Below are 11538 nucleotides of genomic sequence, written 5' to 3' on the forward strand. Positions count from 1 at the left end.
TGTTTCATGCGAAACCGGCGCGTCGAAGGATCAGGCCGCTTCCAGCTGTCCGCAGACGAAGGCGACCTCGCCCGCGTTGAGCAGGGCGGCCAGAACCGGCTCGGCGTTTTCGGGCGAGACGATCAGGATGAAGCCGACGCCGCAGTTGAAGGTGCGGCGCATCTCGTGGTCGCTGATGCCGCCGGTTTCGGCCAGCCACTGGAAGACGTGGGGCATGGGCCAGCTGTTCCAGTCGAACGAAGCCTTCAGCCCCTCGGCGATGCAGCGGGGCGGGTTCTCGATCAGGCCGCCGCCGGTGATGTGGGCCGCACCCTTGACCAGGCCCGCCTTCATCAGGGGAAGGACCGGCTTCACATAGATGCGGGTCGGCTCCATCAGGGCCTGGGCCAGGGAGCGGTCCTTGGCGAAGGGGGCGTCGTCGCCCCAGGCCAGGCCGGACTTCTCGACCACCTTGCGGACCAGGGAATAGCCGTTCGAGTGCGGACCCGTGGAGCCCAGACCGATGATGATGTCGCCGGCCGCCTGGCGGTCCAGATAGGGCAGGGCGTGGCCGCGCTCGACCGCGCCCAGGCTGAAGCCGGCCAGATCATAGTCGCCGTCGGTGTACATGCCGGGCATTTCAGCGGTTTCGCCGCCGACCAGGGCGCAGCCGGCCTGGCGGCAGCCCTCGGCGATGCCGGCGACGACGCGGCGGGCGGCGTCGATCTCCAGACGGCCGGTGGCGTAGTAGTCGAGGAACAGAAGCGGCTCGGCGCCCTGGGCCAAGAGGTCGTTGACGCACATGGCGACCAGGTCGATCCCGACGCCGTCATGACGGCCGGTTTCGATGGCGATCTTCAGCTTGGTGCCGACGCCGTCGGTGGTGGTGACGATCAGCGGATCTTCAAATCCGGCGGCCTTCAGGTCGAACAGGGCGCCGAAACCGCCCAGCGACGGCTCCGAACCGGGGCGCGCCGTGGACCTGGCCAGGGGCTTGATGTGTTCGACCAGCATCTCGCCTGCGTCGATGTCCACGCCCGCATCGGCGTAGGTCAGGCCGTTTTCGAGAGGCTTTTGGGTGTCGCTCATGGTGTTCGGGCCTGGAATCGGGGCGGAAATGCAGCGCGGCTCTTGCCACAGGTGGGTTGCGGGGGGCTATAGCATCGGAATGACGCCGATCACCACCAATGAGGCGCTGGCCGATTTTTGCGCCCGCCTCGCCACCGCCCCGTTCATCACGGTCGACACCGAGTTCATGCGGGAAACGACCTACTGGCCCAGGCTGTGCCTGATCCAGGCCGCGTCCGCCGATCACGCCGGGATCATCGATCCCATGGCGGAAGGCCTGGACCTGGAGCCTTTCCTGGACCTGTTGCGCGATCCGAAGATCATCAAGGTCTTCCACGCCTGCCGCCAGGACGTCGAAATCTTCGTGCGACTGGGCGCCATGCCCAGGCCGATGTTCGACACCCAGGTGGCGGCCATGGCGGCCGGGTTCGGCGAACAGGTCGCCTATGATTCGCTGGTGCGGCAGATGCTGCGCGTCGAACTGGACAAGGGCAGCCGCTTCACCGACTGGGCGCGACGCCCGCTGTCGGACAGCCAGCTGGTCTACGCCCTGGGCGACGTGACCCATCTGGCGGCCCTGTATCCCAAGCTGCGCGACCGGCTGAAGAAGGAAGGCCGGCTGGACTGGGTGATGTCGGAGATGGAGAGCCTGATCGATCCGGCCCTTTACGACACCAATCCCGAGAACGCCTGGAAGCGGCTGAAGCCCAAGAAATTCTCGGCCAAATATCTGGCGGCCTTCAAGGCCGTGGCCGTCTGGCGCGAGCGCGCCGCCCAGGAGCGCGACCAGCCGCGCGGCCGAATCCTTAAGGACGAGGGCATCGACGAGGTCGCGCAACAGACCCCCACCGACCCCGAGGCCTTCAACCGTCTGCGTTCGGTGCCCAAGGGCTTCGGCGGGTCGCGCCTGGGCCTGGAGCTGGCCGAGGAGCTGAAGCGCGTCCTGGCCGATCCCGAATCCCATGCGCCCGAGATGGAGCGCCCGGCGCACCGTCAGCCAGCGCCGCCTTCGGTGGTGGAGCTGCTGAAGGTGCTTCTGAAGGCCAAGAGCGACAACGCCGGGGTGGCGTCCAAGCTGATCGCCACCGTGTCCGATCTGGAAAAGATCGCCGTCACCGACGACGCCGATGTGGATGCGTTGAAGGGCTGGCGCCGCCAGATCTTCGGCGAGGACGCGCTGAAGCTGAAGCGCGGCGAGATCGCCCTGGTGCTGAGCGGATCGCGGGTCGAGGTCGTCGAGATCGAGGGGTAGATTTCCTGTCTCCTCCCACTGCGGGGGGAGGAGACCTTCGTCTCCCTAGATTTTCAGACCCAGTCCCATCGCCTCGGCCAGGGCCTTGGCGCGCTTCTTCGTCTGTTCGCCCAGCAGGACGTCGGCGTAGCCTTCAGTGGCTGTCAGCTTCAGTTCGGTCTTGCCGACCGTGGCGGTGGCGTTGGCGAGCAGTTGCGACGACCGACCCGACAGATCGCAGGCCAGGCGGATGGCCAGGCCCAGGGCGCGGGCGCGCTTGGCGGCGTCCTCGTTCAACAGGCGGCTGATGATGTCCGGCTGGGGCGTGGCCGGACCGCCGCCGTAGCGGGCGTTCATGGCGCAGGCGAGGAAGGCGCGCTCCGCATGGCTGACGCCCGCCACGGGCGCACGCAGAACCTGGTCGAAGACCAGTTCCAGACGGTGGTCCGGATGCAGGCGGGCGCCCAGGTCCGACAGGCGGCAGGCGGCGGCGGACAGGACGCCGTCGCGCGCGGCGCCGAAGGCCGACGGCAGGGCCGAGACGACGTCGGAAATCCAGCCGTTCAGGGCGCCGGGCAGGGCGGGGTCGATCCCCTGCCGTCCGCCCAGAGCCGCGCACCCGGCCAGCAGCGGATCGGCCGCCTGGGTCGCCTCGTCCAGGGTTTCGAACAACAGGCCTTCGCGCACCCCCCAGGCGGACATCTCGATCCGCTTCAGGTTCAGGTGCTTGATCAGACCTTCCAGCACCAGGCCGGCGTAGGGCAGGGTTTCGGCCCGCTTCTTGGACACGCTGGGCAGTTTCGCCAGGCTGGCGGCCGACTGTTGCGCGACCAGACGCGCGGTCTCCAGCGCCTCGTCCGCCGTGATCTCGTACTGGTGCACGACCTTCAGCGGATAGGATTTCAGCGCCATATGGACTTGGGCCAGGGTGCGCCAGGCGCCGCCGACGGCGTAGAGGCGGTCGGTCTGGAACTGGGCCGCGACGGGTTTCAGCCTCTGGTCGATGCGGGCCTTGATCCGGTCGGCGTCGAATCCCTTGCCCTCGGCCAGGGCGAAGGGGCCCAGCGGCAGGGTCAGCCCCTGTTCGACGCTGCGCGCCGCGCCAGGCGCGCCGTCCAGACGAGTCAGCTCCAGACTGGCGCCGCCCATGTCGGCCGAGACGCCTTGCGCGTCGGGTGCGCCGGCCAGCACCCCCATGGCGGCGTATTTCGCCTCTTCCTCGCCGGACAGGACACGGATCTGCAAGCCCGTCTCGGCGGCGACGCGCTGGCAGAACTCAGGGCCGTCCCTGGCTTCGCGCACGGCCGCGGTGGCGGCGATCAGGGTGGCGTCGGGGCGAACCCCCTCCAGCACGGCGGCGAAACGGCGCAGGGCCGTCATGGCCATGACCACCCCCTCGGGCGACAGCTTGCCGGTGGTCGGCAGGTCGCGGCCCAGACCGGCCAGGACCTTTTCGTTGAACACGGTCCAGATCGCCCGACCTTCCAGCCGGTAGAGAACCAGACGGACCGAGTTGGACCCGATGTCGATGGCCGCGACGTCGCGGCCGGTAAGCGCCAGATCCGGCATCAGCGGCCGGGACGCTCGTAGCTGAGAACGGACGGCAGGGTCTTCACCTTGCGCCCACGGCCCGACAGGCTGGGATTGGTCATGAAATATTTGTGGGCCGAGAAGGGCCGCTCCGGATCGGCGGGGATGAGGCGGGTATAGCGCCCTTCGGCGTCCAGCACCCAGCTTTGTGCGTCGTCCTTCAGATTGGCGACCATGATCTGGTCCAGCACCTGGTCATGGACGGTGGCGTTGCGGATCGGGGTCATCAACTCGACCCGGCGGTCCAGGTTGCGCGTCATCCAGTCGGCCGAGGAGATGAAGACCTTGGCCTTGTCGTGCGGCAGGTCCTTGCCGTTGGCGAAACAGACGATGCGGCTGTGCTCCAGGAAGCGGCCGACGATGGACTTGACGCGGATGTTCTCGGACAGGCCCGTGACGCCCGGCCGCAGGCAGCAGATGCCGCGCACGACCAGATCGATGCGCACGCCCCACTGGCTGGCCCGGTACAGGGCGTCGATGATCTCGGGGTCGACGAGCGAGTTCAGCTTGACCCAGATGGCGGCGGGCTTGCCCATGGCGGCGGCCGACATCTCCTTGCCGATCAGTTCGATCAGGGTGGACTTCATGTTCAGCGGCGAGACCACCAGGGCTTCAAGCTCGTCCGGCGTGGCGTAGCCGGTGATGTAGTTGAACACCCGGCTGGCGTCGCGGCCCAGGACCGGGTCGCACGAGAACAGGGACAGGTCGGTGTAAATCTTGGCCGTGACCGGGTGATAGTTGCCGGTGCCGAAGTGGCAGTAGGTGCGCAAGGCCTCGCCCTCACGCCGCACCACGACGCTGAGCTTGGCGTGGGTCTTGTATTCGACGAAGCCGAAGACGACGTGGACCCCCGCCCGTTCCATCGCCCGGGCCCAGCGCAGATTGGCCTCTTCGTCGAACCGGGCCTTCAGCTCGACCAGGGCGGTGACGTTCTTGCCGTTCTCGGCCGCCTCGATCAGGGCGGCGACGATGGGGCTGTCCTTGGAGGTGCGATACAGGGTCTGTTTGATGGCGATGACGTTCGGGTCCCGCGCCGCCTGACGCAGGAACTGCACCACCACGTCGAAGCTCTCGAACGGGTGGTGGATCAGCATGTCCTTCTCGCGGATGGCGGCGAAGATGTCGCCGCCGTTGTCGCGGACCCGCTCGGGATAGCGCGGCTCATAGCCCTTGAACTTGAGGTCGGGGTGGCCGCCGGGGATCAGATCCGACAGCTGGGCCAGGCCCAGCATGCCGTCGACCAGCACCACGTCCTGGGGCGTCGCCTCCAGTTCGCCGACGATGAAGTCGCGCAGGTCGGTCGGCATCGAGGCCTCGATCTTGATGCGCACGACCGAGCCCAGGCGACGCTGTTTCAGCGCCTCCTCGAACTCGAGCACCAGGTCCTCGGCCTCTTCCTCGATCTCGATATCGCTGTCGCGGATCAGGCGCAGAAGGCCCTTCTCCAGAATGTCACAGCCGGGGAACAGGTGGTCGATGAACAGCAGCAGCACGTTTTCAAGCGTGATGAACCGCTTGCGACCGGGCGCCGAGCGGCCGTCGGTCGGCAGTTCCCAGAAGCGCCGAACCTGGGTCGGCACGGGCACCAGGGCGTAGAAGGTCTTGGCCTCGCCCTTGCGTTTCAGCTTCAGCGCCAGGGAGAAGCCGAGGTTGGGCAGGAAGGGGAAGGGATGGGCCGGGTCAATGGCCAGGGGCGTCAGGACGGCGAAGAGCTGGTTCAGGAACTCGGGCTCCAGCCGCTCCTTCTCGGTCTTGGTCAGGCGGTTGCGGTCGACCACCTCGATGCCGACGGTCGCCAGTTCCTTCTTCAGCTGGCGCCAGCGCACCTGCTGTTCGGCCATCAGGTCGCCGGCCGAGATATTGATCCGCTCGAGCTGTTCGGCCGGGGTCAGGCCGTCGGCCGAAAGCACCCGCACCCGCTCGCGCAACTGGCCCTTCAGGCCGGCGACGCGGGTCATGAAGAACTCGTCGAGATTGTTGGCCGAGATCGACACGAACCGCAGGCGTTCCAGCAGCGGGTGGTTCGGATTGGCGGCCTCTTCCAGCACACGTTCGTTGAAGGCCAGCCAGGAGATTTCACGGTTGAAGAACCGCGTGGGCGAGGCGATCAGGTCCTCGTTCAGGGCAAGCTGGGGGGCGCGGGAAGCGGGGACTTCCTCGCCCAGGGTGGCGTCGTGGATCGCGGCGTCGGTCATGGCCCGGTTCTCGCGCGCGACTGTGACGGCCGCAAGCGGCCATCGACATTTTCATGGGCGGCCATTCGCCCCGGCCCTCAGTCGGTCTCGACCTCGACGGCGGCGCTCATTTCGTCCAGCACCTGCCGGGCCAGGGCTCGGGTGACGGGGCGGTGCAAGGCGTCCAGACGTTCGACCGCAGTCGCCGCAGTGTCGGCGGACCGGTCCAGCCGCCGCACCAGATAGGCGATCACCTCGTCGGTCGGGGCGATGCTGCGCTCGGCGAACCGGGCGCGCAGAATGGCGGACAGGACCCGGTCGTCCGGCGCCTCGACGGCGACGGTCCGGACCGCGTCCAGGCGTGAGCGCAGATCGGGCAGGGCGACGGACCAGTTCCGCGGGGCCGCGCGCGACACCAGCAGCAGGGCGCCGCCGCCCGTATGGGCCAGATTGATCAGGTGAAACAGGCTCTCGTCGTCCGCATCGCGCGCGCGATCCAACAGGACCGGCCGCCCTTCCAGCTCCAGCGGATCGACCAGGGCCGCCTCGACGCCGTTCAGCGGCACGGCCCCGACCCGTTCGGCCCAGTCGGCGGCCAGCCGGCTCTTGCCCGAACCCGCCGGTCCGTAAAGGGCCAGGACCGAACCGGCGCCGTCCGGCCAGCGCGACAATACGCGGACGGCCTCGGCGTTGCTGTCCGACGACACAAAGGCCTCGCCCGCAAGCGGGCGTTCCAGCGGCAGACGCAGCTGTTCGGCGTTCGGTCGGATCATGGCGCTCTGCGCGGGCATGAGCCTGTCATAGCAGAGGCGGAGACGAACTGCGCAGGCGCATCCTGTTGGTACAGGGGAGCGAAGGCCCGCCCTGTGGACGGAATCAGGCGAATTCGGTCAGGGCGGGGATCAGCTTGCCCGCCTTGAACTCGGTGATCTTATAGTCGGCGAGGCCATGGATCTGGAAAGGATCGTCCTTCAGCAGGGCTTCCAGGTCCTCCTTCGCGCCGCCGCCGCGCACCACCAAGATCCCGCCGGTGCGCGGAACCATGGGGCCGGCGGCGATGATCAGGCCGCTGGCGACATGGATGTCCAGCCATTCGCGATGCTCCACCGTCTTCGCCTCGATGGCTTCGATGGGCTGGGTGTAGGTGATGGTGACGATGAACATGGGCAGCCTTGCGCGGTGACTGGAACCGCTATCGCGCGGCGAGGCGGGGTTTGCAACGGCTGAAACCTTGACTTTCGGGGGGGATAATGCGCCCTACGCCGCTTCGATTTCAGGCGCCTGAGGCGTCAGATTCCACCGCAGAATTCCAGACGGTCCATTCATGCACGCCTATCGCTCTCACACCTGCGGCGCCCTGCGCGCCTCCGACGCCGGTTCCGCCGTCCGCCTGTCCGGCTGGGTGCATCGGAAGCGCGATCACGGCGGCCTGCTGTTCATCGATCTGCGCGACCACTACGGCCTGACGCAGCTGGTGCTGCACCCGGAGACGCCGGGCTTCGCGGCGGTCGAACGTCTGCGCGCCGAAAGCGTGATCAAGATCGACGGTGAAGTCGTCGCGCGCGAGGCGGGGGTGGTGAACCCGAACCTGCCGACCGGCGAGGTCGAGGTTCGCGTCCAGGGCGTCGAGGTCCTGTCGGAAGCCGCCGAACTGCCGATGCCGGTCTTTGGCGATCAGGAGTATCCGGAAGACATCCGCCTGGCCAACCGCTTCCTGGATCTGCGCCGCGAGCGGCTGCACAAGAATATCGTGCTGCGCTCCAGGGTCATCTCTTCGATCCGTCAGCGCATGGTCGGCCAGGGCTTCCTGGAGTACCAGACCCCGATCCTGACCGCCTCGTCGCCGGAAGGCGCGCGCGACTTTCTGGTGCCGTCGCGTCTGCACCCCGGCAAGTTCTACGCGCTGCCGCAGGCGCCGCAGCAGTTCAAGCAGCTGCTGATGGTCTCGGGCTTCGACCGCTATTTCCAGATCGCCCCCTGCTTCCGTGACGAGGACCTGCGCGCCGACCGTTCGCTGGAATTCTACCAGCTCGACGTCGAGATGAGCTTCGTGACCCAGGAAGACGTCTTCGCCGCCATCGAACCGCTGATGCACGGCGTGTTCGAGGAGTTCGGCGAGGGCAAGCCGGTGTCGCCCATCGACGGCGTTCATGTCTTCACCAACGATTTCGGCGAGACGTTCGAGCACAAGGGCTTCGAGCGCCTGACCTACGCCCAGTCGATGGCCTGGTATGGTTCGGACAAGCCGGACCTGCGCAACCCGATCAAGATGCAGGACGTGTCCGAGCATTTCCGCGACGGCGGGTTTGGCCTGTTCGCCAAGATCCTGGGCGCGGACGAGAAGAACGCCGTCTGGGCCATCCCGGCGCCGACCGGCGGATCGCGCGCCTTCTGCGACCGCATGAACTCCTGGGCGCAGGGCGAGGGCCAGCCGGGGCTGGGCTATATCTTCTGGTCGGACGACCAGGGCGCCTGGGGCGGCCCCATCGCCAAGAACCTGGGTCAGGAGCCGACCGAGACCCTGATGAAGTCCCTGGGTCTGGGCCAGGGCGACGCCGCCTTCTTCGTCGCCGGCCTGCCGTCGGTCTTCGCCAAGTTCGCCGGCCTGGCCCGCACCCGCGTGGGCACGGAGCTGAAGCTGATCGACGAGAACCAGTTCAAATTCTGCTGGATCGTCGACTTCCCCATGTTCGAATGGTCGGAAGAAGAGAAGAAGGTCGACTTCAGCCACAACCCCTTCTCGATGCCGCAGGGCGGGCTGGAGGCGCTGGAGACCCAGGATCCGCTGACCATCCGCGCCTTCCAGTACGACATCGTCTGCAACGGCTATGAGCTGTGCTCGGGCGCGATCCGGAACCACAAGGCCGAGATCATGCTGAAGGCGTTCCAGATCGCCGGCTACGACGCCTCGGTGGTTGAGGAGCAGTTCGGCGGCATGCTGAACGCCTTCCGCTACGGCGCGCCGCCGCACGGCGGCCTGGCGCCCGGAATCGACCGCATCGTCATGCTGCTGGCCGGCGAGACGGCCATCCGCGAGGTCATCGCCTTCCCGCTGAACCAGCAGGGCGAGGATCTGCTGATGAACGCCCCGACCGAGGCGGAGGAGCGCCAGCTGAAGGACGTCCACATCCGCACGGCCGTGCCGATCAAGGTCTGATCGGCCACGCCTGATCGCCGAAACGAAGAAGGGGACGCCGCGGCGTCCCCTTTTTGCTGGTCAGTGTTCGGCGGACACGAAGTGGCGCACGGCCGGGGGAGCCGGCGGCGCAGGCGGGGTGCGGATCACCCGGATGGTTCCGCGACAGGCCTGGGGCGTCAGACGACCGGGCAGGCGGGTGGCGCCGTCGCCGCAGGCCTCGCTGACCTGATCCTGGGTCAGGTTGCGCGCCCCGGACAGGTCGGCGCCCCGGATGTCTGTGCGGCGCAGCGAGGCGTCGTTGAAGTCGGCGCGGGTGAAGGTCGCCCCGGTCAGACGGGCGCCGTCCAGGCTGGCGTCACGGAAGGAGGCGTTCGAGAAGTCGCCGCCGGACAGGTTGGAGGCGTTGATCTCGGCGTCGGAGAAGTTTGCGCCGATGGCGTGGACATTGGCCAGGGTGGCGCCGAACAGTTCGCTGTTCGAGAAATTCGCGCCCGCCAGGGTCGCGCCGTTGAAATTCACGCCGTGCAGTTCGGCCCCCGACAGGTCGGCCCGCGACAGGTTGGCGCGCACGAAGGACGAGCCCTGGGCCTCGGCCCCCGTCAGGACGGCGCCGGTGAAATTGGTCGAGGTGAAGTTGGCCCCGACGATCTCGACCCCCGTCAGATTGGCGCGGCTGAAGTCGCTGCCGGTGAAGTTGGAGCCGACCATTTCCGCGCCGCGCAGATTGGCGCCGACCAGGGTGGCGTTCATGAAGCTGGCGCCGGTGAAGGTGGCGCCCGACAGGTTTCGGCCCGACAGTTCGCAGCGATTGCACGAACCGCCCAGGGACACCGACCGGGCCACGTCGCGATCCTGGACCGTCATCTCGATCCCGGCGAAGGCGGGGGTGGCGAGCATCAGGCCCGCAGCCGCGATCAGCGCGGATTTCAATCGGATGGGGGTTGGGCGGGCGATCTGTTTCACGCAGTCTGAATGCCCCGAAACACCGGCCATACCTACTTAAATCGAGGTAATTTCGTTAAATCCCGGCAAGACGGATGGCCGTCAGCAGGCGGGAATACGTAGGTTTCCGGACAGAATGGTCGAGCCGTCGCCGCAGGCGCGGTTCAGCTGACCCTGGGTCAATCCGGCGGCGCGCGACAGGTCGGCGCCGGACAGGTTGGTCCCGATCAGCTTTGCGCCCGCGAAGTTCGCGCCTTGCAGATAGGCGCCGACGAAGCTGGCGTTGGTCAGGTCTGCTCCTGAGAAGTTGGAGCTGGAGAAGACCCCGCCGTAGGCCTCGACGTCGCGCATGTCGGCGTTGGAGAAACGGGTGCGGTTCATCACGCTGAGGCTGAGGTCCGCCTGGCGCAGGCGCGCGCCGGACAGGTTCAGGCCGCGCGCCTCAAGACCGGAGAAATCACCCTGGAACAGGTTGCAGCCGGCGCAGGATGCGCCGCGTTTCACGCTGGCGATCTGGCTGGCGTTCTGCGCCAGAACAGGGGTGGCGGCGGTCGCAAATACGGCGACGGCGATGGACAGGGCAGTCAGGCGGGACATGGGGTCGCTCCAGCGAAAACGTCGCGTGGCGGCACTCTAGAGCCCAGCCGTTAACTTAGCCCTGATCGCCGCCGTGAACCGCCCGGGCGTCTCCGCAGGTGTCGCAGACCCAGACGCCGCCGCGATTCTGCAGGCTGAAATCGCCGCAGGACGGACAGGCGACGGCCTCGGTGTTGGCGACGACCTTCGGTTCAGGCTCGGCCTTCTTGCCGAAGGGCAGGACCACGAGATTGTCGGGCGCCGAACCGCGGGCGAAGCCCTTCGAGATGAAACGGGCGGCGGGGACGGCCTCTCCCCCCTCCGCCTTGCCGTGACCCAGACCGTCGGCGTTCAACTCGTCTGGGCCGGCGTTGGCCAGTTCGTGGCGGTCCAGATAGGAGACGCCCAGCTCGCGGAAGATATAGTCCAGGATCGAGGTGGCCGAGCGGATCGAGTCATTGCCCGTGACCCGCCCCGCCGGCTCGAACCGGGTGAAGACGAAGGCGTCGACGAACTCGTCCAGCGGCACGCCGTACTGAAGTCCGATCGAGATGGCGATGGCGAAATTGTTCATCAGGCTTCGGAAGGCGGCGCCTTCCTTGTGCATGTCGATGAAGATCTCGCCCAGTTCGCCGTCGTCGTATTCGCCGGTGTGGATATAGACCTTGTGCCCGCCGACGGCCGCCTTCTGGATATAGCCCTTGCGCCGATCGGGCAGTTTGCGGCGCGCGCGCTCGCGTTCGACCACACGTTCGACGACGCGCTCCTGCGGCGCGGGCGTGGGAGCGGGGCGGGGCGTTTCGAGGCGCGGAGGCTATTCCCTATAAACAGGCCCCAGC

General features: G+C 67.4%; 9 protein-coding genes and 1 pseudogene. 2 read left to right on the forward strand and 8 right to left on the reverse strand.

Annotated elements, in window-relative coordinates; translation table 11 throughout:
• Positions 1-30: 30 nt before the first annotated feature.
• The gene (purM, locus tag ER13_RS07025) at positions 31-1068 is read right to left on the reverse strand and encodes a phosphoribosylformylglycinamidine cyclo-ligase (protein WP_008261223.1); all 1038 of its coding nucleotides are present in this window, start codon (positions 1066-1068) and stop codon (positions 31-33) included.
• A gap of 79 nt (positions 1069-1147) precedes the next feature.
• Here purM and rnd point away from each other — a divergent pair, with 79 nt between their 5' ends.
• Positions 1148-2299, forward strand: coding sequence for a ribonuclease D (gene rnd / locus ER13_RS07030; RefSeq protein WP_035307894.1), 1152 nt, complete (start codon positions 1148-1150; stop codon positions 2297-2299).
• A gap of 45 nt (positions 2300-2344) precedes the next feature.
• Here rnd and ER13_RS07035 read toward each other — a convergent pair whose 3' ends face one another.
• From ER13_RS07035 to ER13_RS07050, 4 genes are all read right to left on the reverse strand, one after another.
• On the reverse strand, positions 2345-3847 hold the full coding sequence (locus ER13_RS07035) for a Ppx/GppA phosphatase family protein (protein WP_008261530.1): 1503 nt from the start codon (positions 3845-3847) through the stop codon (positions 2345-2347).
• Positions 3847-6063: an RNA degradosome polyphosphate kinase gene (locus ER13_RS07040; RefSeq protein ID WP_008261738.1), complete on the reverse strand. Its 2217-nt coding sequence runs from the start codon at positions 6061-6063 to the stop codon at positions 3847-3849. The genes ER13_RS07035 and ER13_RS07040 overlap by 1 nt, the downstream gene beginning before the upstream one ends.
• Positions 6064-6140: 77 nt before the next feature.
• Positions 6141-6833: a DnaA/Hda family protein gene (locus ER13_RS07045; protein WP_050771611.1), complete on the reverse strand. Its 693-nt coding sequence runs from the start codon at positions 6831-6833 to the stop codon at positions 6141-6143.
• A gap of 85 nt (positions 6834-6918) precedes the next feature.
• Positions 6919-7206 (reverse strand): YciI family protein, encoded by a 288-nt coding sequence (locus ER13_RS07050; RefSeq protein WP_008262633.1) that lies wholly within the window; start codon positions 7204-7206, stop codon positions 6919-6921.
• 160 nt (positions 7207-7366) lie between these two features.
• Here ER13_RS07050 and aspS point away from each other — a divergent pair, with 160 nt between their 5' ends.
• Positions 7367-9199, forward strand: coding sequence for an aspartate--tRNA ligase (gene aspS, locus ER13_RS07055; RefSeq protein ID WP_035307896.1), 1833 nt, complete (start codon positions 7367-7369; stop codon positions 9197-9199).
• Positions 9200-9259: 60 nt separating this feature from the next.
• Here aspS and ER13_RS07060 read toward each other — a convergent pair whose 3' ends face one another.
• From ER13_RS07060 to ER13_RS07070, 3 genes and pseudogenes are all read right to left on the reverse strand, one after another.
• Positions 9260-10078, reverse strand: a complete 819-nt coding sequence (locus tag ER13_RS07060) for a pentapeptide repeat-containing protein (RefSeq protein ID WP_154726275.1) — start codon at positions 10076-10078, stop codon at positions 9260-9262.
• Positions 10079-10225: 147 nt separating this feature from the next.
• Positions 10226-10720 (reverse strand): pentapeptide repeat-containing protein, encoded by a 495-nt coding sequence (locus ER13_RS07065; RefSeq protein WP_008262964.1) that lies wholly within the window; start codon positions 10718-10720, stop codon positions 10226-10228.
• A gap of 55 nt (positions 10721-10775) precedes the next feature.
• Positions 10776-11465, reverse strand: a pseudogene (locus ER13_RS07070) (TSCPD domain-containing protein); the annotation flags it as partial.
• Positions 11466-11538 lie beyond the last annotated feature (73 nt).

The organism is Brevundimonas sp. EAKA, assembly GCF_000698025.1.
GTDB lineage: Bacteria > Pseudomonadota > Alphaproteobacteria > Caulobacterales > Caulobacteraceae > Brevundimonas > Brevundimonas mediterranea_A.